General features: G+C 64.7%; 19 protein-coding genes and 2 pseudogenes. 10 read left to right on the top strand and 11 right to left on the bottom strand.

What is annotated here, in order from left to right; genetic code table 11:
- Positions 1-33 precede the first annotated feature (33 nt).
- From IVA98_RS24345 to tarD, 5 genes are all read left to right on the top strand, one after another.
- On the top strand, positions 34-291 hold the full coding sequence (locus IVA98_RS24345) for a DUF6894 family protein (protein WP_028177529.1): 258 nt from the start codon (positions 34-36) through the stop codon (positions 289-291).
- A 124-nt stretch (positions 292-415) separates the two neighbouring features.
- Positions 416-1,816, top strand: coding sequence for an amidase family protein (locus IVA98_RS24340; RefSeq protein WP_247295988.1), 1,401 nt, complete (start codon positions 416-418; stop codon positions 1,814-1,816).
- A gap of 2 nt (positions 1,817-1,818) precedes the next feature.
- Positions 1,819-2,295 carry a glutathione peroxidase gene (locus IVA98_RS24335; protein ID WP_247295990.1) on the top strand — a complete coding sequence of 159 codons (477 nt, stop codon included), beginning with the start codon at positions 1,819-1,821 and terminating at the stop codon, positions 2,293-2,295.
- 11 nt (positions 2,296-2,306) lie between these two features.
- On the top strand, positions 2,307-2,549 hold the full coding sequence (locus IVA98_RS24330; protein ID WP_212431912.1) for a DUF3297 family protein: 243 nt from the start codon (positions 2,307-2,309) through the stop codon (positions 2,547-2,549).
- 127 nt (positions 2,550-2,676) lie between these two features.
- Positions 2,677-3,846 (top strand): mandelate racemase/muconate lactonizing enzyme family protein, encoded by a 1,170-nt coding sequence (gene tarD, locus IVA98_RS24325; RefSeq protein WP_247295992.1) that lies wholly within the window; start codon positions 2,677-2,679, stop codon positions 3,844-3,846.
- A gap of 182 nt (positions 3,847-4,028) precedes the next feature.
- Here tarD and IVA98_RS24320 read toward each other — a convergent pair whose 3' ends face one another.
- Positions 4,029-5,381, bottom strand: a complete 1,353-nt coding sequence (locus IVA98_RS24320; protein WP_247295994.1) for a malonyl-CoA decarboxylase — start codon at positions 5,379-5,381, stop codon at positions 4,029-4,031.
- A 224-nt stretch (positions 5,382-5,605) separates the two neighbouring features.
- Positions 5,606-6,457, bottom strand: a complete 852-nt coding sequence (locus tag IVA98_RS24315; protein ID WP_247295996.1) for an AraC family transcriptional regulator — start codon at positions 6,455-6,457, stop codon at positions 5,606-5,608.
- 59 nt (positions 6,458-6,516) lie between these two features.
- Between IVA98_RS24315 and IVA98_RS24310 the strand changes: the two genes are divergently transcribed.
- Both IVA98_RS24310 and IVA98_RS24305 read left to right on the top strand, forming a co-directional pair.
- Positions 6,517-7,689 (top strand): MFS transporter, encoded by a 1,173-nt coding sequence (locus tag IVA98_RS24310; RefSeq protein WP_247295997.1) that lies wholly within the window; start codon positions 6,517-6,519, stop codon positions 7,687-7,689.
- A gap of 506 nt (positions 7,690-8,195) precedes the next feature.
- A complete protein-coding gene (locus IVA98_RS24305) occupies positions 8,196-10,457 on the top strand; it encodes a cation:proton antiporter domain-containing protein (RefSeq protein ID WP_247295999.1) in 2,262 nt (753 codons plus the stop codon).
- 234 nt (positions 10,458-10,691) lie between these two features.
- Here the strand turns inward: IVA98_RS24305 and IVA98_RS24300 are convergent, their stop codons facing one another.
- On the bottom strand, positions 10,692-13,802 hold the full coding sequence (locus IVA98_RS24300; RefSeq protein ID WP_247355648.1) for an efflux RND transporter permease subunit: 3,111 nt from the start codon (positions 13,800-13,802) through the stop codon (positions 10,692-10,694).
- 40 nt (positions 13,803-13,842) lie between these two features.
- A complete protein-coding gene (locus IVA98_RS24295) occupies positions 13,843-15,036 on the bottom strand; it encodes an efflux RND transporter periplasmic adaptor subunit (protein WP_247296003.1) in 1,194 nt (397 codons plus the stop codon).
- 133 nt (positions 15,037-15,169) lie between these two features.
- On the opposite strand from IVA98_RS24295, the pseudogene IVA98_RS24290 reads away from it, so the two are divergent.
- Positions 15,170-15,318, top strand: a pseudogene (locus IVA98_RS24290) (amino acid ABC transporter substrate-binding protein); the annotation flags it as partial.
- 28 nt (positions 15,319-15,346) lie between these two features.
- Here IVA98_RS24290 and IVA98_RS24285 read toward each other — a convergent pair.
- The 5 genes and pseudogenes from IVA98_RS24285 to IVA98_RS24265 all read right to left on the bottom strand — a co-directional run bounded on the left by IVA98_RS24285 (position 15,347) and on the right by IVA98_RS24265 (position 20,319).
- Positions 15,347-16,348: an NAD-dependent epimerase/dehydratase family protein gene (locus tag IVA98_RS24285; protein ID WP_247296005.1), complete on the bottom strand. Its 1,002-nt coding sequence runs from the start codon at positions 16,346-16,348 to the stop codon at positions 15,347-15,349.
- Positions 16,349-16,413: 65 nt separating this feature from the next.
- The gene (locus IVA98_RS24280) at positions 16,414-17,487 is read right to left on the bottom strand and encodes a hypothetical protein (protein WP_247296008.1); all 1,074 of its coding nucleotides are present in this window, start codon (positions 17,485-17,487) and stop codon (positions 16,414-16,416) included.
- A gap of 95 nt (positions 17,488-17,582) precedes the next feature.
- A pseudogene (locus tag IVA98_RS24275) lies at positions 17,583-18,227 on the bottom strand (monooxygenase); the annotation flags it as partial.
- A gap of 153 nt (positions 18,228-18,380) precedes the next feature.
- Positions 18,381-18,830: a cupin domain-containing protein gene (locus IVA98_RS24270; protein ID WP_024339447.1), complete on the bottom strand. Its 450-nt coding sequence runs from the start codon at positions 18,828-18,830 to the stop codon at positions 18,381-18,383.
- Positions 18,831-19,095: 265 nt separating this feature from the next.
- Positions 19,096-20,319, bottom strand: coding sequence for a polyhydroxyalkanoate depolymerase (locus IVA98_RS24265; protein ID WP_247296011.1), 1,224 nt, complete (start codon positions 20,317-20,319; stop codon positions 19,096-19,098).
- Positions 20,320-20,488: 169 nt separating this feature from the next.
- On the opposite strand from IVA98_RS24265, the gene IVA98_RS24260 reads away from it, so the two are divergent.
- Positions 20,489-21,145, top strand: a complete 657-nt coding sequence (locus tag IVA98_RS24260) for a glutathione S-transferase family protein (RefSeq protein WP_247296013.1) — start codon at positions 20,489-20,491, stop codon at positions 21,143-21,145.
- 291 nt (positions 21,146-21,436) lie between these two features.
- Here IVA98_RS24260 and IVA98_RS24255 read toward each other — a convergent pair whose 3' ends face one another.
- A complete protein-coding gene (locus IVA98_RS24255; protein ID WP_247278387.1) occupies positions 21,437-21,661 on the bottom strand; it encodes a hypothetical protein in 225 nt (74 codons plus the stop codon).
- 185 nt (positions 21,662-21,846) lie between these two features.
- On the opposite strand from IVA98_RS24255, the gene IVA98_RS24250 reads away from it, so the two are divergent.
- Positions 21,847-22,203 (top strand): hypothetical protein, encoded by a 357-nt coding sequence (locus IVA98_RS24250; RefSeq protein WP_247296016.1) that lies wholly within the window; start codon positions 21,847-21,849, stop codon positions 22,201-22,203.
- Between the two features lie 9 nt (positions 22,204-22,212).
- Here the strand turns inward: IVA98_RS24250 and IVA98_RS24245 are convergent, their stop codons facing one another.
- Complete coding sequence (locus IVA98_RS24245; RefSeq protein ID WP_247296018.1) at positions 22,213-23,316, bottom strand: mandelate racemase/muconate lactonizing enzyme family protein; 1,104 nt, start codon at positions 23,314-23,316, stop codon at positions 22,213-22,215.

Below are 23,316 nucleotides of genomic sequence, written 5' to 3'. Positions count from 1 at the left end.
TCCGGTACCGGCGACCCAAACTGGAACTCGGTAATGCCCAGATATTTCTTCAACACCCGTATCGGCGACGAGTTGATCGTGGATCCCGACGGCGAGGATCTGCGCAATCCCGATCGCGCCTGGGAGGTCGCCCGCCAGATGATCCTGGAGGTGGTGAAGTCGGAGGGCGCCCAGCCGGCCCTGCTCGAGGCCGTCATCGAGGTGACCGACGATGACGGGGAAATCGTGCTGGAGTTTCCCTTCACCGAGGCGCTGCTGGACATACCCGACCAATCCGCGACGCGGCATTAGGCGCTCGCGAGCAGCCCGGTCGGCCAATCCAATCCGCACTAGCAGCCGGCCTTCATCCCTGCGAAATCCGCATGGCTTTGCCGCCTTCCCGGCGCTAAAAGACCCCGGTCATACGGAGCATGTCATGCAAGATCTCTGGCGCCTGTCGGCCGCCGACCTCGCCACTCTCGTCAAGTCCAAAAAGGTGTCCGCCAGGGAGGCAGCTCAAGCTGGTCTCGCCCGCCTGGACGCCGTCAATCCCGCGCTCAATGCGGTGATCGACCACCGCCCGGACGACGTGCTCAAGCAGGCTGACGCGGTCGATGCCGCCATTGCGCGGGGCGAGGACCCCGGTGTTCTCGCCGGTGTGCCCGTCACCATCAAGGCCAATGTCGACCAAGAGGGCTTTGCCACCACCAACGGCTTAAAGCTGCAGCGCGACGTGATCGCGCGCGAGGACAATCCGGTGGTCGCCAATTTCCGGAAATCGGGCGCCGTCCTGCTCGGCCGCACCAATTGCCCCGCCTTCTCCTATCGCTGGTTCACCACCAATCTGATCCATGGCGACACCAAGAACCCCCGCGATGCATCGCTCACTCCGGGCGGCTCCTCCGGCGGCGCCGGCTCGGCGGTTGCAGCCGGCATCGGCCACATCGCTCACGGCACCGACATCGCCGGCTCGATCCGCTATCCCGCCTATGCCTGCGGCGTGCACGGCCTGCGGCCGACGCTCGGCCGCATTCCCGCTTTCAATCCGGCGCTGCCGGAGCGCCCGATCGGGCCGCAGATCATGGCCGTGTCCGGCCCCCTGGCGCGCACCGTCAACGACTTGCGAATTTCACTCGCCGCGATGTCGGCCCGCGACATCCGTGATCCCTGGTTCGTGCCGGTGCCGCTGGAAGGCCCGGCCAGGCCGAAGCGCGCCGCGCTCTGCCTCAATCCGGGCGGCCTTGCTACCGCGCCGGAGGTGAAGGCCGCGGTGAGCGATGCCGGCAAGCGACTGGAGCGCGCGGGCTGGACCGTCGACATCATCGAGGACACGCCGCCGATGCGCGAAGCGGTCGAGTGGCAGATCAAGCTCTGGCTCGGCGATGGCTATGAGGCGCAGCTTGAGATGGCCGAGCGCGAGGGCGATCCCGGCGCGCTGGCGTGCCTGCGCGGCAACCGCAGCAGGGTCACACCGATGGACCAGGCGAATTACGCGAAGGCGCTGACCCGAAGAGCCACATTGACCCGCGAATGGATGCTGTTCTTCGAAACATATGCGGTGCTGCTGACGCCGGTCTCTGGCGAGCTGCCGTTCCCCGATCATCTCGACCGCAAGGGCGATGAATCCTTCAAGCGCGTCTGGGAAGCGCAGCTGCCGCAGATCGCGATTCCCTTCATGGGCCTGCCAGGCCTCGTGGTCTCCACCGGTCTCGTCGGCAAGGCGCCGGTCGGCGTGCACATCGTCTCCGGCCGCTACCGCGAGGATCTGTGCCTGCTCGCGGGCGAGGCGATCGAGGCCGGCGGCGTGCCGCCGTCGCCGATCGATCCCGTGGGCTAGCGATGACTGCCATCTATGACTTCAAGGCCAACTCGCTTGCCGGCGAGGAGGTGCCGATGCGCCGCTTCGAGGGGCAGGTGCTCTTGATCGTCAACACCGCGAGCAAATGCGGCTTCACGCCGCAATATCGCGGTCTGGAGGATCTCTATCGCGATCTGTCGCCGCGCGGCTTTTCGGTGCTCGGCTTTCCCTGTAACCAGTTCGGCGCGCAGGAGCCGGGACAAGCGAGCGAGATCCAGGCATTCTGTTCGACCCATTACGATGTCACCTTCCCGCTGTTCGAGAAGATCGACGTCAACGGCGCCAATGCGCACCCTCTGTATGAGTACCTGAAACGGCAGCAATCCGGACTTCTCGGCGCCTCCATCAAATGGAATTTCACCAAATTCCTGGTGGACCGTGCCGGCAAGGTGGTCGCGCGCTACGCGCCGACCGCGCGGCCCGAAGGATTGCGGAATCAAATCGAAACACTGTTGTGAGCGAGACAATCATGAGCGACGAATTTCCAGACCGCCTGTCGGTCGACCCGAACAGCCCCTATTATAACGCGGACATCCTGGCGCGCGACGTCGGCATCCGCTTCAAGGGCATCGAGAAGACCAATGTCGAGGAATACTGCATCAGCGAAGGCTGGGTCCGCGTCGCCGCCGGCAACGCCAAGGATCGCTATGGCAACCCGCTGACCATCAAGGTGCACGGGCCGGTGGAGCCGTATTTCCGGGATAAGAAGTAAGCACACTCTCTCCTCGTCATTGCGAGGAGCTCTTGCGACGAAGCAAATCCAGGCTATTCCCGTGGAGACAGTCTGGATTGCTTCGCTTCGCTCGCAATGACGACAGCAACCACCGAAAGCCAAGCCCATGTCCGTCCGCATCGTCGACGTGCGCGAGATCACAAAGCCGATCTCCTCGCCGATCCGCAATGCCTATATCGATTTTACCAAGATGACGACGAGCTTGGTTGCCGTCGTCACCGACGTCGTGCGCGAGGGAAAACGCGTCGTCGGCTACGGCTTCAACTCCAACGGCCGCTACGGGCAGGGCGGCCTGATCCGCGAGCGCTTTGCCTCGCGCATTCTCGAAGCCGATCCGAAATCGCTGCTCGATGCCGCGGGCGACAATCTCGACCCCGACAAAGTCTGGGCTGCGATGATGACCAACGAGAAGCCGGGCGGCCATGGCGAGCGCTCGGTCGCGGTCGGCACCATCGACATGGCGGTGTGGGACGCGGTGGCGAAGATCGCCGGCAAGCCGCTGTTTCGCCTGCTTGCCGAGCGTCACGGCGTGACCGCCAATCCACGCGTCTTCGTCTATGCCGCCGGCGGCTATTATTATCCCGGCAAGGATCTCTCGATGCTGCGTGGCGAGATGCGCGGCTATCTCGATCGCGGCTACAACGTCGTGAAGATGAAGATCGGCGGCGCGGCAATCGACGAGGACCGCGTCCGCATCGAGGCGGTGCTGAAGGAGATCGGCAAGGACGCGCAGCTCGCCGTGGACGCCAACGGCCGCTTCAACCTCGAGACCGGCATCGCCTACGCAAAGATGCTGCGCGATTATCCCTTGTTCTGGTACGAGGAGGTCGGCGATCCCCTCGACTACGCGCTGCAAGCCGCGCTCGCCGAGTTCTACCCGGGCCCGATGGCGACCGGCGAAAACCTGTTCAGTCATCAGGACGCCCGCAACCTGATCCGTTACGGCGGCATGCGCCCCGACCGCGATTGGCTGCAATTCGACTGCGCGCTGTCCTATGGCCTGTGCGAATACCAGCGCACGTTGGAGGTGCTGAAGACCTACGGCTGGTCCCCCAGCCGCTGCATCCCGCATGGCGGCCACCAAATGTCGCTCAACATCGCGGCCGGTTTGGGCCTTGGCGGCAACGAAAGCTACCCCGACCTGTTCCAGCCTTATGGCGGTTTCCCGGACGGCGTCCGCGTCGAGAACGGCCACATCACCATGCCCGACCTCCCCGGCATCGGCTTCGAAGGCAAGTCGGACCTCTACAAGGAAATGAAGGCGCTGGCGGAGTAAGTTGGGTTGAGGCGCGACGGCGGCGCTACACAATCCGCTGTCATGCCCCGGCTCGATCGGGCATCCAGTGCGCCGCGGCCGATGTGGCGAGAGCGAGTTGTTCAACACCGGCGCTTGGAATACTGGATCGCCCGATCAAGTCGGGCGATGACACCGTCTTTGGGCGTGCCGTCTCAAGCCTCTTACGACAAGCGCATATCCAGCAGCCTTCGTCCTTCGCCCTTCAGTAGCTTCTTCACCGCGCTCGACGCCACGACCTCGCCGTCATTGGCGTAGGCTTCGTGGTTCTTCTCGATGTCGTCGAGGCGGTAGAGATAGTTGACCATGACGCCGGCGGACTCGCGCACGCCCTTGGGCGAGAGGTCCCCTAACCAGTTGATGCGCTCGAGCCTGGCGCCATTGCCGAGATGGAAGCGGGCGACGGAATCGATCAGCTTGCCCTTCGGCGTGCGCGCCTTCAGGAAATAGTGTGCCGCGAGCGGTTCCAGAACGCTGCGGAGCAGCGTGGTCGTCTCAGGGTTCTCGAACCATTTGGGATCGTCGAGACGCTTCAACATCTCACGGTCCTCGTCCGATAGCGGCAGCTCCTTGTCCTGCTTCACCCATTGCATGAAGCCCGGCACCGGCGACAGCGTCACGAAAGTGTCGAGCTTCGGCAGCTCGCGGCGCAGCTCCTCCACCACCTGCTTGATCAGGAAGCTGCCGAAGGAAATGCCGCCCAGTCCGCGCTGGGTGTTGGAGATCGAATAGAACACCGCGGTGCGCGCGCGCTCGATCGGCAGGTGCTGGCGATCGACCGCAAGCAATGGCGCGATGGCCCCCGGAATGGTCTCGGTCAGCGCCACCTCGACGAAGATCAGGGGTTCGTCGACCATCGCGGGATGAAAGAAGGCGTAGCAGCGGCGGTCGACCGGATCGATGCGGCGGCGCAGATCGTCCCAATCGGAGATCTCATGCACGGCTTCGTAACGGATGATCTTTTCGAGGATGTTGGCCGGAGTCGACCAGTCGATCCTGCGCAGCACGAGAAACCCCCTGTTGAACCACGAAGAGAGAAGATGCGAGACGTCGCGGTCGAGCGCGGCGAGATCGGCGTGCCCGTTCATCATGCCGAGCAGGTCGGCGCGCATGCTGACGAGATCGCCGGTGCCGCCCGGCGCGCGGTTGAGGCGGCGGATCAGCTCCTGCCGCCGCGGCTCGGAAGCGAAATGCAGCGAGCTCGCGTCTTCGTCGGTGGGCTTGGCGCGCCATTTCTCGATCGCCCGGGACAGCCGTTCCCGATCCGGGCCGAAATCGCGCACCAGCGCCTCGAAGAAGGCACGGCGTCCGGCCGCATCCAATTCCCGGTAGAGGTCGAGCACCTCGCGCGCCATCGCGGTGCCCGAGGCTTCGCCGCGGCCCGAGAGCAGCGCGTCACAAAGCGCGATCAGCCCGGCGGCATCGCGTCTGGTGTCCAAGCCGTCGCTGCGGCGAAGCAGGGTGCGGCCGCGCTCGGAGATGGTGGCGAGCAGGTCGGAGAAAAAGGCGTTGGCCATCGGGGCTTTCGTGTCAGGTTTGTGCGACGCGGGAGCTTACATGGGATTTAGGCGGAAGCCGATCACAATCAAGCAGGGGAATGCGGCATCTTTAGACGGGCCGTGCGGTCGAGGAATGGCGGCATGCCGGTGGGATTTTCGTATGGGGGGTAGTGCTCACCCCAAAGCCGCGCTGTCATGCCCCGGCTTGACCGCGGCATCCAGTACGCCGCGGCTTCTCGGTTCTAGCCGCGCCGCCTCGGCGTACTGGGTCGCCCGGTCAAGCCGGGCGACGACACGGAGTGTGTTGCAAACTCCCTCGGTGTCCGTCCCGTGACTTGGCGAAACGCCGCCGAGAACGCCGGCACGCTGGCATAACCCAGCTGGGTCGCGAGCTGCTTCACCGACACGCTGGCATCGGTCGACAGCCGCCGGATCGCCGCGGCGATGCGGGCGCGCTGGCACCAGCTCTTGAAGCTGAGCTGCGTTTCCGTCGAGAACAGCCGCGACAGCGTGCGCGCGGAGGTTCCGACCTCGCGCGCCAGCGTGTCGATGTCGTGCAGGCCGGTGGGATCGTCGAGCACAATCATCGCGGCGCGGCGGCATCGCACTTCGCGCGGCAACGGCACGAAGGTCGCGGAATCCTCGGCCTGGTGCAATTCCAGCATCACGAGGCGAACCAGCAGCTCGGTTCGCGCCTCGGTGTTGCGGGCCTCGAACAGCGCCAGGATCGCCTGATGCAGCAGCGGCGACACCCGCACCACGAATTCCTTGGTCAGTCCCTCGTAACGCTGCTCGCGCTTGAGCCAGGGCAGGTCGAAATACAGCGTGCGCATCTCGATGTCGGCGAGCAGGTCGATGGCATGCTCGAGCCCGGCCGGGACCCAGACCGCGCGGTCCGGCGGCACCAGCCAGCGTCCGCCCGGCGTCGTCACCTGCATGGTGCCCTTGGCGGCATAGACCAGCTGCGCCTCGCGATGCATGTGCGGATCGAGCCGCAAGCCTTTGGGATAGTCGCGCGCGACCAGGTGCACGCCCGCGGTCGAGCGGTGGTTGCCCCGGACCTCCCGGAGGATTGGCGTTTCGACGACACTCATTGGCGGCATCCCATCATTCGCCCGACATATAACTGATTTCGGTGCAGGAGAGGATTCGTATGAACAACCCCAGCCGGGTCATCAGTTTCGTCAATGCCGGCCATTTCATCGACCATTATGCGATGCTGATCTTTGCCGCCGCCGTCATCATCATGGGGCCGGCGCTCGGCATGGCCTATTCGGAACTTCTGCCCTATGCGACGCCGGGCTTCGTCGCCTTCGGCGCAGGCTCGCTGCTCACCGGCTGGCTTGGCGACCGCTGGAGCCGTCGCCACATGATGCTGATCTTCTTCGTCGGCATCGGCGCCTCCATGATCGCGGTCGGCTTCGCGAACACCCCGGCGCAGCTCGGCGCGGCACTGCTCGCGATCGGCATTTTTGCCTCGATCTATCATCCTGTCGGCACCGCGATGATCGTGTCCTATGCCGATAGGCTCGGCCGCGAGATGGGGCTCAACGGCGTCTGGGGCAATCTCGGCGTTGCCTCCTCGGCGCTGGTCACCGGCGTGATCGGCCAATATCTCGGCTGGCGCTTCGCCTTCATCGTTCCCGGCGTCCTCACCATCTTGATCGGCATCGCCTTTGCGCTGACGGTCGTGCATGAGGACCGCAAGGGTGCCAAGCAGGCGGCGGCGCAGGCGCGCGTCGCCAAGCAGGACATGTGGCGCGTAATCCTGGCGCTGCTGATCGTGGTGATTGCGATCTCGACGACCTTCAACGCCGTCACGGTGGCGCTGCCAAAGCTGTTTGCCGAGCGGCTCTCGGACCTGACCAAGAGCCCGGCGCTGCTCGGTGTCATCGCGGCCGGCGTCTACGTGTTCGGCGCGATGACGCAGTATACGATCGGGCGGCTGCTCGATCGCTATTCGCTGAAGACGGTGGCGCTGCCGCTGTCCTTCATGCTGGCGCCGTTTTTGTACCTGGCCGCGAGCCTGTCCAATCTGCCGCTGATCGTGGTCTCGATCGGCATCGTCATGGGCGCGTTCGGGCAGGTCACGGTGAACGATGCTATGGTCGGCAAATACACCACGGAGGAGTGGCGCTCGCGCGCCTATGCGGTGCGCTATTTCGTCGGCTTCACCGCGGCCGGCGCCTCGGTCGGCCTGGTCGCCTGGCTCTACGAGCAGGGCGGCTTCGTCACCATGCTGCACGCCTTCGCCGCCCTCTGCCTGCTGGCGATCGCCGCCGCGCTGATCCTGCCGCGCGAGATCCGGACATCGCAGGCGGCGTGAGGTAGCCGACTCGCGCCGCGTGGCTCCGTCCCGTAGCCCGGATCGAGCGAAGCGCAATCCGGGGCGTTTCACCGCGCTGCTAGAACCCGGATTTCGCTGCGCTTCATCTGGGCTACGCACTGCGTCCGCGGCACGAACGGGCGTAAGGCGGGGACTCTCTCCACATCGTCATTGCGAGCGAAGCGAAGCAATCCAGAATCTTGCCGCAGAGGGACTCTGGAGTTGCTTCGTCGCAAGAGCTCCTCGCAACGACGGAAGATGAGGAGGCACCCCGCCCACGCACCCACGATGCCATTCTGCCAATGTTTTGCCCGACGGAGCAAGCCGTTTCGGTAAAGCCGATATTTCCTGAGGTTTCTCAACCTCATCTCTACTGTGCATGGGGTTGTTTTCGCACTTTTCGGTTTGACCTCGCCGCGCGCGGCGGAACCCGCTCCGCCTCCTGCGGGTTCTATCCCTGTCGCCCCGGCGCCGCGCCGGACAGATCAAGGGGGAATGACACCTGCATGCAGTGGAGCCTGCTCCGACCGGTCGGCCTTGTCCCCGCGGCGCTTGTCCTCACCACCATTGCGGCGAGTGCCGAGGGCGGTAAATCGGCCGGCCCGTCCGAATTCCTCCTGGTAACGCAGATCGTGTTGCTGATCGCAGTCGGCCGTGGTCTCGGCGAGATCATGCAGCGCATCGGCCAGCCCTCGGTGATGGGCGAACTGCTCGCCGGTATCATCCTGGGGCCGTCGCTGTTCGGCTGGATCTGGCCGGAGGCGCAAGCCGCGATTTTTCCCAAGACGCCCGAACAGAAGGCGATGATCGACGGCATCGCCCAGTTCGGCATTCTGCTGCTGCTGCTGCTGACCGGCATGGAGACCGACCTCAAGCTGGTCCGGAAGGTCGGCAGGGCGGCGATCGCGATCTCGATTGCCGGCATCCTCGTGCCCTTCGCCTGCGGCTTTGCGCTCGGCGAATTCCTCCCCGATGCGCTGCTGCCCGATCCGCAAGCGCGCCTCGTCGCCTCACTGTTCATGGGCACGGCGCTGTCGATCTCGTCTGTGAAGATCGTCGCCGTGGTCGTACGCGAGATGAATTTCATGCGCCGCAATGTCGGGCAGATCATCGTCGCGACCGCCGTCATCGACGACACCATCGGCTGGATCATCATCGCCGTTATCTTCAGCCTGGCCTCGCACGGCACGCTTGACGTCGGCTCCGTGGCGAAAGCCGTGCTGGGGACGCTCGTCTTCCTGGCCGTCAGCTTCACCATCGGCCGCCGCCTGGTGTTCCAGCTGATCCGTTGGGCCAACGACAATCTCGTCAGCGCAGCCGCGGTCATCACCGTGATCCTGCTGTTGATGAGCGTCATGGCGATGATCACGCATCTGATCGGGGTGCACACCGTGTTGGGTGCCTTCGTCGCCGGCATCCTGGTCGGGGAGTCCCCGATCCTGACCCGGCAGATCGACGAGCGCCTTCGCGGCCTGATCTCGAGCTTCTTCATGCCAGTGTTCTTCGGCCTCGCCGGGCTCAGCGCCGATCTCTCGGTCCTTCGCGACCCCAATCTGCTGATGCTCACCGGCCTGCTGGTCGTGATCGCCAGCGTCGGCAAGTTCGGCGGCGCGTTCGTCGGCGGCACCGTGGGCGGGCTGAATGCGAGGGAATCGCTGGCGCTCGCCAGCGGCATGAACGCGCGCGGCTCGACCGAGGTCATCATCGCGACCATCGGCCTCTCCATCGGCGTGCTCAGCCAGAACCTGTTCACGATGATCGTGACCATGGCGATCCTGACCACGATGGCGATGCCGCCGATGCTGCGCGCGGCGCTGGCAAAGCTGCCGATGAACGAGGAGGAGAGGGAACGGCTGGAGCGGGAAGAATTCGAGAAACGCGGCTTCATCGCCAATCTCGAACGTCCCTTGCTCGCCGTTGACGACAGCGTCAACGCCACTTTCGCCGCGCACGTCGCGGGCCTGATCGCCGGCATGCGCGGCCTGCCGATCACCGTGCTGCACATCGGCGAGCGCGCCAAGGAAAAGGACAAGGGCGAGGACGAGAGCCACGAAGCCGTGGTGAAGAAGGCCGCCGAAACCGTCTCCGCCAGTGGTGACGGCAATGCCGGCAGCGTCGATGTCGTTACCCGGGCCAGGCGCGCGGAGCTGGCCGAAACCATTGCTGACGAAGCACGCAAGGGCTTTGATCTCCTCGTCGTCGGCATCGACAAGGTCGCTGCCGCCAAGGATCGCTTCAATCGGAAGATCGAGGACATCGCCGCCGAGTTCGAGGGGCCGCTCGCGATCGTGGCAGCCAAGGGCAAGCACCTGAAGCAGCCGATACCCGACGCCCTCAACATCCTCGTTCCGGTTTCCGGCAGCGGCGTCTCCAAGCGCGGCGCCGAGGTCGCGGTGGCGCTGGCGCAGGCCGGCTCAGGCTCGCTCCGCGTGATCTATGTGGCGACGACGCGCGACAAGGGCGCGCAGCGGGGCACCTCCCGCGGATTGAGCCAGGAGACCGGCATCCTCAAGGACACCAGCGATCTCGCCGCCCGCTACGACGTCGACATCACCACGACGCTGCGCGTGAACCGGGCGCCGGAGGCGGCGATCCTGCGCGAGATCGACACCACCGACGTCGACCTCGTGGTCATGGGCGTCGACCGGATCGAGGCCAATCATCTCTCCTTCGGTGGCGTCGCCGCCGCCGTGCTGAGGCAGTCGAAGGCCTCGGTGCTGCTGGTGTCGAGCGGCGAGGCGCGCCAGGCGCCGGCGGAGCAGGCTTAGTGGCGTGACTGGAGCCGCGCGGACGGTGCCCTCCCTCTCCCGAAAGGGTCGGGGAGAGGGCTTTCTCCTCATCGGGACACTCCCCAAGAGGAGAGAGCCCTCACCCGCCGCGCTCCGCGCGCCGACCTCTCCCGCAAGCGGGAGAGGTTGCAGCGAGTCCGGAGCCTCGCCGGTGCACCCCAACGGCTCTTAAGGCTTCGCTTCCGCCGCCGCTTTCACCTTCACCATCTTCTTCTACGCCCGCCAGTTCTCGAAGCGCTGCACCACCACGAAGAAGGCCGGCACGAACAACACCGCGAGGCAGGTCGAGGCCAGCATACCCGAAAACACGGTGACGCCGATGGACTTGCGCGCGCTGGCGCCGGCGCCGGTGGCCAGCACCAGTGGCACCACGCCGAGGATGAAGGCGAACGACGTCATCAGGATCGGACGGAAGCGGGCGCGCGCGGCCTCGATCGCGGAGTCCAGGATCGGCTTGCCGTCGCGGCCGTGCAGTTCGAGCCCGACCTCGACGATCAGGATGGCGTTCTTGGCCGAGAGCGCGATCAGGAGGATCAGGCCGATCTGGCAATAGAGATTGTTGTCGATCTTGAGGGCGGAAAGGATCAGCATCGGCCCGAGCAGCGACAGCGGCACGGCGAGGATCACCGAGATCGGCGCGTACCAGCTCTCATACTGCCCGGCGAGCACGAGATAGACCAGCAGCATGGCGAGGCCGAACACCCAATAGATCTGGTTGGAGACCGCCTTCTCCTGATAGGACATCGCGGTCCATTCGTAGCCGGTGCCCGGCGGCAGCGTCTTGTCCGCGATCTCCCCCATCAGCTTCAGCGACTGGCCGGAGGAATAGCCCTGCGCCGGCAGGCCGATCACGGTCGAGGACGGATAGAGATTGTAGAGGCTGATCAGCGACGGGCCGGTGGCCGGCGTGATCTTGGCGACGGTGCCGATCGGGATCATGTCGCCGTTCGAGTTGCGGACCTGCATGTTGGCGATATCGCGCTCGGTGACACGGAATGCCGGATCGGCCTGGGTGTAGACCTGGAACACGCGGCCGAACTTGTTGAACTGGTTGACGTAGGACGACCCCAGATAGGCCGATAGCGCCGAGAACACCTGATCGGTGGTCACATGCAGCGTCTGGGTCTTGACGCGGTCGATCTCGACGTTGAATTGCGGCACCGAGGAGCGGAACGAGGACTGCACGCGCTGCAACGCGCTCTGACTCTGGCCGTTACTGACCATCGCTCCGGTGATCGCTTGCAGCTTGGCGAAATCGCTATTGCCATCGCGCAGCTCGACCTGCATCGAGAAGCCGGCGGCGTTGCCGATGCCCTGGATCGGCGGCGGCGGCAAGACGATGGTGCGCGCCTCCATGATAGTCGCGAGCTTGTCGTTGAGCCCGTACACCAGCGAGCGCAAATCCTCTCCGGGTCCCTTGCGCGCCTCCCAATCCTTCAGGATGATGTAGGCGACGCCGGCATTGGCGAGGCTGGCGCTGTTGTCGAGCGCGGAGATGCCGGCGATGGTGATGACCTGCTGGACGCCGGGCGTGTCCTTGATCAGCTCGCTGGCTCTGTCGAGCACGGCTTGGGTCCGCTCCAGCGCGGCGCCGTCGGGCAGCTGCACGGCCGCGATCAGATAGCCCTGGTCCTCGATCGGCAGGAAGCCGGTCGGCACTCGCGACAGGCCGTAGCCGCCGATCCCGATCAGGACCAGCGCCACCGCGACCGAGACGGTGGCGTGTCTGACCAGCAAGCCGATCAAGCGGGTGTAGCCGCGTTCGAGCCTGTTATAGACGGCATTGAAGCCGCGGTAGAAGAAGTTGCGCTGTTCCGGCGGCACCGCCGGCCGCAGCCAGAGCGCACACTGCGTCGGCTTCAGCGTCGCCGCGTTGATGGCGGATAGAAGGGCGGTCGCAGCGATCACCAGCGCGAATTGCGAATAGATGCGCCCGGTCAGCCCCGCGAGGAACGAGGCCGGCAGAAACACCGAGATCAGCACCAGGGTGATGCCGACGATCGGCGCGAACAGTTGATCCATCGCCTTGATCGCGGCGTCGTGGCCGTTCATGCCCTGCTCGATGTTGTGGGCGGCGCCTTCGACCACGACGATGGCGTCGTCGACGACGATGCCGATCGCGAGCACGATCGCAAACAGCGTCGACATGTTGATGGTGAAGCCGAGCGCCGCCATCGCAGCGAATGCGCCGATGATGGTCACCGGCACGGTGGTCGCCGGAACCAGCATCGCGCGCCAATCCTGCAAGAACACCAGGATCACGACCAGCACGAGCAAGCCGGCCTCGATCAGCGTCATATAGACCTCGTGCACCGAGGCCTCCACGAACTTGGTGGTGTCGAACGGCGTGTCGTACTTGATGCCTTCCGGGAAGCGCTTGGCGAGCTCCGCCATCTTCTTCTCGACCGCCTGCTCGACCTGGAGCGCGTTGGCGCCGGGCGACTGGAATACGCCGATGCCGACTGCCGGCTGCTTGTTGAGCGAGAAGATCTGGCTATAAGTCTGCGCGCCCAATTCGACCCAGCCGACGTCGCGGACGCGCGTGACGTCGCCGCTGCTGCCCGTCTTGACGATGATGTTCTCGAACTGGCTGGTATCGTCCAGCCGTCCGTTGACGTTGAGCGTGTATTGGAACGCCTGGCCCGGCGGCGTCGGCGGCGAGCCGACCTGGCCGGCGGAGACCTGCTGGCTCTGCTGCTGGATCGCCTGGATGACGTCCTGCGGTACGAGGCCACGGACCTGCAGCTTGTTCGGATCGAGCCAGACCCGCATCGAATATTGGCCTGCGCCGAACACTGTGACGTTGCCGACGCCGGGCAGGCGCGAGAGCTCGTCGCGAATGTTGATGGTGGCGTAGTTGCTCAAATACAGGCTGTCGTACGTCGCGGGCGAGGTCAGGGTCACGAACAGCAGGATCGAGGTCGACCGCTTCTGCACGGTGACGCCCTGGTTCTGCACCGCCTGCGGCAGTTGCGACAGCGCGCTGGAGACGCGGTTCTGCACCAGCACCTGCGCGAAATTGAGGTCAGTGCCGATCTTGAATGTGACAGTCAGCGTATAAGTGCCGTCGGAGCCGCTGTAGGACTGCATGTACAGCATGTCCTCGACGCCGTTGACCTGCTGCTCGATCGGCAGCGCTACGGTGTCGATCACGGTCTTGGCGCTGGCGCCGGGATAGCGGGTGGTGACCTGCACCGTCGGCGGCACCACGTCGGGATATTGCGCGATCGCGAGGTTGAACAGCGCGACGCCGCCGATCAGGATCATCAGAAGCGCGATGACGTTCGAGAGGACCGGCCGCTCGATGAAGAACTTTGAGATCATGGCTGGCGGCCCCTCACTTGCAGAACTTACTTGGCAGATATTACTTGGCAGACGCCTGCGGCTGCTCGATCTTCGTTGTTTGCGGGTCGATCTTCTGACCCGGAATCACCCGCAGCAGCCCTGCGATGACCACGCGGTCCTCCGGCTTCAGGCCGCTCTCGATCACGCGCAGGCCATTGTCGACGGGACCGATCTGCACCTTGCGCTGCTCGACGACGTTGTCGCTGTTGACCACCAGCAGATAGCGGCCACCCTGGTCGCTCCCGAGCGCGGTGTCGGGAACGAGCAGCGCGGTCTTCTCCTGATCGAAGGGCACGCGAACGCGGACGAAATAGCCGGGCAACAGCACCCGCTTGTCATTGGGGACGAGGCCGCGCACCGCCAGCGTGCCCGTCGATTGGTTGAGGGTCGGCGAGACGTAGTCGAGATGGCCTTCATGCGGATAGCCGGTCTCGGTCTGGAGGCCGAGCTGGATCGGAAACTGCTTGAGGTCGGCCGGCGTCAGTCCCCGGCGAGCCGCCTCGGCGCGGATGCGCAGTACGTCCTGCTCGTTGACGGTGAAGTTCACGTAGATCGGGTCCATCGCGACGATGGTCGCGAGCTGGGTCGGGGAGGACACGCCGACGAGCTCGCCGATCGAGACCATGTGGGCGCTGACGACGCCGTCGAACGGCGCGGTCACCTTGGTGTAGCCGTAATTGACCTCGGCAATTCGGGTGTTGGCCTGCGCCTGCTGGAGACTGGCCTGCGCGTTGTCGCGGTTGGACGTTGAGGTGTCGAGTGTCGCCTGCGAGACCGCTTGGCGCTGCACCAGCTCGGCCTGCCGCCTGTAGTCGGCTTCCGCCTGCCGGAGCGAGGCCTGCGCGCCGGCTTCGGCCGCCTGCGCCTGCTCGAGCTTGAGCTTGTAGGTCTCCGGCTCGATGGTGAAGAGCTGGGTGCCCTGCTTGACGAAGGTGCCGTCTTGATAGTCGATCGATTGCAGAAAACCTTGCACGCGCGCGACGAGATCGACGCTCTTGATCGGCGCGGTGTTGCCGGTCGCCTCGATATAGCGCGTTATGGCGCGCTGCACGGGCGTTGCCACGTCCACCTTGGGCGGCGGTGGGGCCACGAACGTGTTCTTGTCCTCGCAGCCGGCGAGCAGCACAACGGCGCTTGCCGTTGCCAAGGCCCGCGCGACGTGTCTCCACCCTTCGTTACGTCGTGCGGGAGATGCGGGATTCGCGCGCGTCATTCGGTGGCCCCCGATTGCTGCCTGTCGGTGCGGCAGGCTACCAACAAATGCCCTGCCGTGGAACACCATAGCCATGGCAGTCAAAGGCCTTGCGCTGCAAACGGTGGCATGCCCTTTGACAGGTTTGTCATGACAAACGGTGACGGCCGTCGCCGTGCCGTTTGGCCAGAGCCAGGCCTTGGCGTTCGTCACCAATTCATGACGGAGGCCACGACGAACGGCACAGTGCGCAAGGCCTATGACAACAATGGCTTGAAGGATGCGCCGATCCGGACGGAATAGTCTCAGCTTTGGTTTGCAGACGATCCGGCTAGATCGCGGTCGCAGCCGCAGCCGTCCCGCGCGCATGCCACGCTGAAAGCACCGCACTTTCCTCATCGGAGCTGAGACCGACCACCGGCCCGTTGCTGGCGCGCAGCCAATGAAGCGTATCGCGCGCCGTGACGGCGAGCGGCCGTGCGGTCAACCCGGCCGCGCGCGCCGGCGAGGTGTCGCGCGTCATGAAGCCGGCGAAGTCGGGCAGGGGCAACCACAGCGGCAGCGAGCGCGGACCGGCCCAGCGCCGCACGTCATGCGCTTCCAGAAAGGCGCGATCGACCCAGGTGAAGGTGCAGGACGCGTCCAGCGCTGAGGCGCATTCGGCCAGGAATTCGCCGCGCGTGCGCACCGGTCCGATCCCGTCATAGATGCCGATGAGACGAACCTCTGCCGCGTGTACGATCCATTGCGCGAGGTCGCGCACGTCGATGAACTGAATAGCGTCCTCCGGCGATCCAGGCGCCAGCACCTCGCCGCCGCGCGCGAGCCGTGCCGGCCAATAGGCGAACCGTCCGGTCGGGTCCTCCGGCCCGGCGATGAGGCCGGCCCGGCAGATGAAGGCATCGTTGCCGACCGCTTGTTCGCAGGCGACCTTGGCCGCGCCATAGATGGCGTCGGTGGTGTGCTCGATCTCCGCCGCAATGGGCTCGCGCAGCGGCGCCTTGTCGGCGCGTTGTCCCGGTACGCGATTGTCCGCATAGACGCTGATCGTCGAAACGAAGGTCCAATGCACGCCCGGCCGCTTCAGCGCTGCGACGCCGCGGCGGACCTGGCCGGGATGACGCGAGACCTCGACGATTGCATCGAACGTCTCGCCGGTCAGTGGCGCAAGACCCTCCGCGACGTCGCGATCGATCCGGATGAGGCGCGCGCCGGGAGCGATTGGGCCGGCAAGACCGCGGGCCGCGCAGCTCACGTCATGGCCGGCAGCGCAAGCATGGTTCGCAATCGCCCGGCCCAGAAACTGGCTGCCGCCGAGAATGAGAATGCGCATGGATCGGTCCGAACGCCGATGAGATCGAGATACTACAACGTTGGGTAGCGGTTGCAACCGAACCCTCAGCGCGCCCTGATCTCGGCATATTTCGCCATGGCCCGCTCGAACTTCCGATTGAACAGCCACATCGCAGCGAGAATCTCGCGGAAGCTGGCCGAGCTTCGCGATCGATCGGCCTGCCCGAACGCGAAGATGCTGTTGTTGCGCAGGTGCTTCATGACCGTTGGACTGGACACCCGGTAATTCAGGAGATCCCCCGACTTGAGCGCGGATCTGGTCGGGGTGGGCACGATCTGGATCAGCTCGAACAGCTTCATCTGGTCGATCGGGTCGGGCAGCGTCTTCACGATTCCCGGAATCTCCTGGAACAGATCGGCATGCGCGTTCATCAGGCCGTTGCGCACATTGGTCCAGTGATTGAAGCGGTGATCGGTGCCGCGGGCGCGCGCCTCCTCCTTGTCGTCCCGCGCGCTCAGTTCGGGATCGATCGCTGCGATCGCGCCCTTGAGGGCTTCCCATTTCCTGCGGCCGTTGCGGTCCTCGGAGGGGCCGGTCTGGAAGCTGCCCATGTAGGTGTTCGAGCGCGCATTGCGGACATTCTGCTTGCCGTTGGTCTCGGCGAAGAACAGGCCGAGGCTGATGCGCCCCGCGACTTGCGCGTGTTCAGGTGCAAGCCCCTTGGCGCGCGCGATCGCGAAGGCGAGATCGGCGACGTCCTTGAACGGCGTCGGCGAGTTTTGCGCTCCGGCGGGCGGTGCCTCCATGATGTCGAACAGCCTCGAATATTCGTCGATCAGCGGCTCGAGATCTGCATCGAAATAGGCCGGAGGAATTTCGAGCTTGTTGGGCTTTCCGATTCTGGACGGAATGGCGTCGGTGAGATCCTTGTAGGTGCTGATGACGGCGATGCGCGCCAGGTACAGCGCCTGGCCCGGCAGGTTCGGCAGCGGCTGCTTCGCCTCGATCTGGCGCCGCCGCTCGGCCAGGATGGATTTGAAATCGGCCAACGCCCGCTCGTAGGCGGCGAGCGCCTCGGATTGCCGGGACGTGAGCACGCCCTGCTGTCCGCTGGCGGGTGCCGTGACAAGGAAGGCGAGCGCCGCAAGCGCTCCGGCGGCAAGACGTCTGAACTCCATGGCCGGTTCCTGTCGATTCGTTGGCCAGGAAGATCGTAAGCATCGGACGCGCGAGCTGGCGAGCTGCAAATCTCGCTCGGCCCCGATTCTTCCTCTCACGCCGCGCGATAGTCCGGCGCCGTCGCCAGGAACTTGGTATAGGCATCCGCATCCGGCGGCGAGAGGCGCCCCTTGAGCCCGCCGCGCTTCTGGTTCTTCGCGCCGATGTCGGCCATCAGCTCGTCGAAATGACGGTAGTGATAGGGCGCGACGCACAGGCCGCCATAGACGCCCGCGGCCGGCCGTTCGACACGCTTGAAGTGCAGCATCATCTCGATGTTGTCGCGCATCTGCGCTGCCGTCGGTTGTTTGGCGAGCTGCCCGTCCGCATAGCGCACCAGCCAGTTGGCGGCGAGATCGGCGCAGAGTACGGTGCAGAACGACGAGTTGAAGCCAACGAAGCCGAGCTCGGGCAGGTCGGGGTTTGCGATCAAACGATAGAGCCGGTACTGCCCGTCGGCATCGACCAGTTTCTGCTGATAGGCCGCGGGCAGGAACGGCACGCCGAGCTTGTAGCCGATCGCGAGCACGGTGATATCGGCTGCAACGCGCTCGCCGCCGCTCATCACGATGCTGTCGCCGTCAAAATGATCGAACGTGCCGAACACCGCCTTGATGCGGCCGTCGGTGACCATCGGATAGAAGCCCGGCGTTGCGATCGGCACCGAGCAGTTGACGCCGTCGCCTTTGCGGCGGCCAGGGCCGGAGACACCGGCGCCGATCACGGAGACATGCTTGGGGCTGACCATGGGATTACTCGCAACCAATGTGTTTCGCGCGCAAGCGGCAACGATTGGCCGCAAGGCGCGGCCGCCGGAGCTGCAAGCTGATGAAAGTGGATGGGACGCGGACGCCTAGTCGTTGGCCTCGGGCGGCAGGAAATCCACCTCGTGCAGCGCCGAGATACGCACCACTTCGGCAGGGTCGGTCAGATTGTGCAACTGGTTGAAGAGCGCCTCCAGCTTCTGCATCGGCGAGACCCAGAACAACGCGCGGCAGGGCTTGTCGGACTTGTTGAAATAGCCGTGCGGGATGCCGCGGGGCATGCGCACGAGATCGCCGGCGTGGGCCTTGACCCATTGGCCGTCGAGCTTGAGGTCGAGCGTGCCTTCCTGCACCAGGATGAATTCGTCCTGGGTTGGATGGATGTGCACCGGCACGAACTGGCCGGGATCGCTGTTGGTTTCGAATGCGAAGGTGGAGTCGGTGACGGCTTTGGGGAAATAGACCTGACCAAGGATGTTCCAGCTCTTGCCGCCATAGCCCGTGCCGTTTGCGGTAATGCCCTTTTCGAGTGCAGTCATGCTCGCCTCCTGATGGATTCCGGCCGGGATGGAGCTTCGGCCACTCGTAGCGGCCTGTCTATGCGCCAAACGAAACTGCACGCGCCTATTGCCGTGCAGCACGACGGTTTTTCGGAATGCCCTTTTCGCCTCTGCGTAACTATTATAGGCTTAAAGCAATCCGTGACGCGAAGCGCGGATTACCAGCCGTCTCGCCGGCGATATCGCGAAGTGTCGCCCGGCCATTTCGTTCAGGTCTGGGGCGAGGAATGGTCCGTCTGAGTCTTCACGAATTCACGTGCACGAAATCCCGCAGCAGCGGATAGATCTCATTGTTCCAGCGCTTGCCCGAGAACACGCCGTAATGGCCGACGCCGGCCTGCATGTGGTGGACACGGCGGTAGGCGCGTACGCCGGTGCAGAGCTCCTGCGCGGCGAGCGTCTGGCCGATCGAGCAGATGTCGTCCTTCTCGCCCTCGACCGTCATCAGCCCCATGCGGCTGATGGCCTTGGTATTCACCGGGCGTCCCCGATGCATCAGTTTGCCCTGCGGCAAGAGGTGCTCCTGGAACACGTCGCGCACGGTCTCGATGTAGAATTCCGCAGGAAGGTCCATCACGGCGAAGTATTCATCATAGAAGGTCTTGATGCTGGCGGCCTTCTGCTTCTCGCCCTTGGCGATGTGATTGGCGAGGTCCAGATGCTGCTTGATGTGGCGCTCCAGATTCATCGCGACGAAGGCGGTGAGCTGTACGAATCCGGGATAGACTTTGCGCAAGGCGCCGCGGCACTGCACCGGCACGTAATTGATCAGGTTGCGCTCGAACCACTCGATCGGCTTGCTCTTGGCGAATTCGTTGACCCTGGTCGGCTGGATGCGGGTGTCGATCGGTCCGGCCATCAGCGTCAGCGTCGCCGGCCGCGAGGGGTGGTTGTCCTCGCACATGATCGCGGCGGCTGCGAGCGCCGAGACCGATGGCTGACAGATCGCCACCATGTGGGGGCGCGGGCCAAGCTGGCCGAGGAATTCGATGAGATGCTCGGTATAGTCGTCGAGCCCGAAGCGGCCTTTGCTGCGCGGAATGTTGCGCGGATTGTGCCAGTCCGTGATGTAGACGTCGTGGTCCTGGAGCAGCGTCTTCACAGTGCCGCGCAGCAATGTCGCGAAGTGGCCCGACATCGGCGCCACCAGCAGCATGCGCGGCTGCTCGCCCACGCCGTCCTTGCGAAAGTGCAGCAGCGAGCCGAACGGCGTCGCGCAGGCGATCTCCTCGGTGACGGGAATTTCCCGATTGCCAACCATCACGCTGTCGATGCCGTAGGCCGGCCGATCATAGGTGAGGGTGGAGCGCGAGATCAGCTCGAGCGCCGCCGAGAGCCGGCCGATCACCTGATCCGACGCGCCCTGCGGCACCAGGTTGAGGAATTTGAGCGCGGACGAGGCTCCCGCCCGCCATGGCGCGGTCAGGTCCATATGGTTCTGGAAGGCCTGATAATACATCGACATCATACTGAAACGCCCACCTGACCCCTTGCCATTATGCAATATCGAAGCCAAGCGGGAGCTGGACCGCCCGAAAAACTGGCACATCGCTTGCTCTTCATTTTCAAGGAAGCACGGCTCATGGGCACGCCCGCGGGCCGGGCGGGTGTCGAGATCAGGCGTAGGGAAGGGCCAAATGGCGAAGGCGACACTGACCATCAGCAGCAAGAACTACTCGTCCTGGTCGCTGCGTGGCTGGCTGCTGGCGAAATTTTCCGGGCTCGATTTCGAGGAGATCGTCACCGCGCCGGATGATCCATCCGCGCGCGCGGAAATCCTGCTGCTGTCGTCATCGATCCTGGTGCCGTGCTTGCGGCACGAGGGCGCCGTGGTCTGGGATACGCTGGCGATCGCCGAATATCTCAACGAGGTGATGCCGGACGCCGGGCTGTTGCCGGCCGACCGCATTCAGCGCGCACATTGCCGCTCGATCTCAGGCGAAATCCATTCCGGCTTCGCCACGCTGCGGGCCTCGCTGCCGGTCAATTTGAAAGGACACTTTCCCGGCTTCAAGATCTGGTCGCGCGCGCAGGCCGACGTCGACCGCGTCTGCTTCATCTGGCGCGACTGCCTGGAGACATCGGGCGGCCCCTTCCTGTTCGGCGAGCGGCGCACCATGGCGGATGCGATGTACGCCCCCGTGGTGACGCGCTTCATGACGTATGACGTCAAGCTCGCGACGCCGCTGAAGGCCTATGCCGACACCATCATGGCCATGCCGGAGATGCAGGAATGGATCGCGGCGGCGCGGGCAGAGCCGGCCGAGATCGAGGAGCTCGAGGTCGAATATTAGGCAGGTCTCGCGCTGTCTTGCCTGTTCCGGCGGCTGGGGACCGTCGCCCGGCAGGCACGCGGCTTGCCCCACCATGTCCCTGACGCGGTTAACTTTTGCCGCCGATAGCCGGCCCAAATCCAATCTTGCCCTGCGCAGATCTTGTGCGCGCGAACCGGCCGGCTCGCGACATCTAGCCGTGAACAGGTGCGTACGGGGCGCTACGGCCGATTCGGACGTGATTCGTTCGGGCCGCGTTCCGAAGGTTAAGGCGAAGCGCGGCCCCGTCGCATTTTGAAACACGGATCGCCGTCAGGCGGCCCCGCGCTGCTTCATGCGGGGCAGGCGCCAGCCGATGACGGTTGCTTCGACCGCGATGCCGGCCTCGTGGTTCTGCCAGCGTCCCTCCACATAGCGGCAGGCGAACGGCAGCTGATACGTTCCGCTGTGATCCTCGCACAGCACTTCGAGTGGCAGGCCAGCTGGTGGTTCTCCGGCGCCGTCGAATTCCGCCAGACGTCTATCGCGCGTTGCCATTCCAAAAATCTCCCCTAAACAAAGCCGCGGAAAGAACGCCCACTTCTTTCCGCGTGCCGATCATCGTTCCCCGTACGAGGGAACGGGCGCAAGCTCAACGCGAGAATGCGGTACGAGTGTGGTAGCCTCACGCGACTGCGCGCAAACGGCGCACATTGCCGTGATCGATTTGACGAGGAACCTTCATGCTGCTTCGAAGCGCCGGCGTTTGTTTCGCAATGTTGCTGCTCGCCACACTGGCGCCGCTGCCGCTGCACGCGCAGGACGTGCCCGGCATCGAGATCTGCACGGTCGAGAAGACCATGGAACGGCGCACGAGCTGCCTCCAGAGCAATGTCGACTTCCTCCAGAAGACCATCACCAAGCTCAGCCTCGATCATCAGCAGAGGCTGGATGCGGCCAATCGCCAGATCGACGCGTTGAAGACGAACCTCGCCGGCTTGCAGAAGACGCTCGCCGATCTCCAGGCTGCGCAAGCCAAGACCGCCGACGATCTGAAGAAGAAGCAGGATGCGCCGGCGGCGAAGGACGCCGCGAAATAGGCGCGGCGATCAGATGACGCGATAACGCTCCATCACGCCGCGATCCGGCTCGTAGCCAAGTCCAGGGCCGCTCGGCACTGCGACATGACCGGTCGCATCGACAACGGCGCGGCCGCCCCAGAGGCAGGCCTCGCGTTTCAGATAGAACATCTCGACGAGCCCGTCCTCGCGCGTCGCCAGCAGATGCAGCGTCGCGAGCAGGCCCGGACCGAAATAGGGGGAGTGCGGGACGATCTTGACGCCGAGCTGATCGGCCAGCGCCGCCACCTTCACAAATTCCGTGATGCCGCCGACCTTGATCACCGAGGGCTGGGCGTGGCTCACCGCGCCCGCATTCATCATCTGGCGGAATTGATATTCCGTGCAGGCATTCTCGCCGGCGGCGATATTCAGCCCGCCCTTGCTGCGAACGTCGGCGAGCGCAGCAAAATCCTCCGGCGGCCATACCGGCTCCTCCAGAAACATGGGTCTTGCGTCTGCACATGATTTCGCGAACGCAATCGCCTGCTCGCTCGTCAGCGGGCAGTTCATGTCGACCATCAGCGGAATGCTGGGCCCGATCGCCTCGCGTGCGGCGAACACGGCGGGTAGCGTGGTCTCGTGCAGCTTGATGGCGCCATAGCCGAGCGCCAGCGCCTTCCTGCATTCGCTAGCGATGGCCTCGGGCGATCCGATCCGTAAGAGGCTCGCATAGGCCGGGATGGCCGTGCGTCTGGTTTCGCCGAGCAGGCGGTGGACCGGCACGCCCTCGATCTTCGCGGCAAGGTCCCACAGCGCGATATCGAGCCCGGAGATCGCGAACATGGTGATGCCGTAGCGGCCGAACAGATGCAGATTGCGCTGGATATGCTCCATGACCCCAGGGATGCCGGCCGCATCAGGCACCTTCAGCCCGCGCGCCTGCTGTGAAATCATCTCCTCGACGGCGCTGCGCGTGGTGCGGGGGCAGACATAGGCGAAGGCATCGCCCCAGCCGGTCAGCCCGGCATCGGTCGTGACCTCGACCAGCACCATGTCGAGGGCTGTGATTGCGGAAGCGCCCTGGCGGAAGCTGGCGACACCGGCGTCATAGGGGATGCGGATATGGTGCGCCCGCACATCGGTGATTTCCAT

Source organism: Bradyrhizobium sp. 160 (genome assembly GCF_023073735.1).
Taxonomy (GTDB): Bacteria; Pseudomonadota; Alphaproteobacteria; order Rhizobiales; family Xanthobacteraceae; genus Bradyrhizobium.
The sequence above is the reverse complement of the archived record's forward strand: the minus strand, read 5'-3'. Positions and strand labels throughout refer to the sequence as shown.

Bases quoted from the DNA above. Each gene is read 5' to 3' on its own strand.
- IVA98_RS24260 (WP_247296013.1), top strand. From the start codon at position 20,489: ATGGCGAAGGCGACACTGACCATCAGCAGCAAGAACTACTCGTCCTGG.
- tarD (WP_247295992.1), top strand. From the start codon at position 2,677: ATGTCCGTCCGCATCGTCGACGTGCGCGAGATCACAAAGCCGATCTCC.
- IVA98_RS24280 (WP_247296008.1), bottom strand. From the start codon at position 17,487: ATGGAGTTCAGACGTCTTGCCGCCGGAGCGCTTGCGGCGCTCGCCTTC.
- IVA98_RS24270 (WP_024339447.1), bottom strand. From the start codon at position 18,830: ATGACTGCACTCGAAAAGGGCATTACCGCAAACGGCACGGGCTATGGC.
- IVA98_RS24255 (WP_247278387.1), bottom strand. From the start codon at position 21,661: ATGGCAACGCGCGATAGACGTCTGGCGGAATTCGACGGCGCCGGAGAA.
- IVA98_RS24315 (WP_247295996.1), bottom strand. From the start codon at position 6,457: ATGAGTGTCGTCGAAACGCCAATCCTCCGGGAGGTCCGGGGCAACCAC.
- IVA98_RS24250 (WP_247296016.1), top strand. From the start codon at position 21,847: ATGCTGCTTCGAAGCGCCGGCGTTTGTTTCGCAATGTTGCTGCTCGCC.
- IVA98_RS24340 (WP_247295988.1), top strand. From the start codon at position 416: ATGCAAGATCTCTGGCGCCTGTCGGCCGCCGACCTCGCCACTCTCGTC.
- IVA98_RS24295 (WP_247296003.1), bottom strand. From the start codon at position 15,036: ATGACGCGCGCGAATCCCGCATCTCCCGCACGACGTAACGAAGGGTGG.
- IVA98_RS24310 (WP_247295997.1), top strand. From the start codon at position 6,517: ATGAACAACCCCAGCCGGGTCATCAGTTTCGTCAATGCCGGCCATTTC.
- IVA98_RS24245 (WP_247296018.1), bottom strand. From the start codon at position 23,316: ATGGAAATCACCGATGTGCGGGCGCACCATATCCGCATCCCCTATGAC.
- IVA98_RS24265 (WP_247296011.1), bottom strand. From the start codon at position 20,319: ATGATGTCGATGTATTATCAGGCCTTCCAGAACCATATGGACCTGACC.
- IVA98_RS24285 (WP_247296005.1), bottom strand. From the start codon at position 16,348: ATGCGCATTCTCATTCTCGGCGGCAGCCAGTTTCTGGGCCGGGCGATT.
- IVA98_RS24345 (WP_028177529.1), top strand. From the start codon at position 34: ATGCCCAGATATTTCTTCAACACCCGTATCGGCGACGAGTTGATCGTG.
- IVA98_RS24300 (WP_247355648.1), bottom strand. From the start codon at position 13,802: ATGATCTCAAAGTTCTTCATCGAGCGGCCGGTCCTCTCGAACGTCATC.
- IVA98_RS24330 (WP_212431912.1), top strand. From the start codon at position 2,307: ATGAGCGACGAATTTCCAGACCGCCTGTCGGTCGACCCGAACAGCCCC.
- IVA98_RS24335 (WP_247295990.1), top strand. From the start codon at position 1,819: ATGACTGCCATCTATGACTTCAAGGCCAACTCGCTTGCCGGCGAGGAG.
- IVA98_RS24305 (WP_247295999.1), top strand. From the start codon at position 8,196: ATGCAGTGGAGCCTGCTCCGACCGGTCGGCCTTGTCCCCGCGGCGCTT.
- IVA98_RS24320 (WP_247295994.1), bottom strand. From the start codon at position 5,381: ATGGCCAACGCCTTTTTCTCCGACCTGCTCGCCACCATCTCCGAGCGC.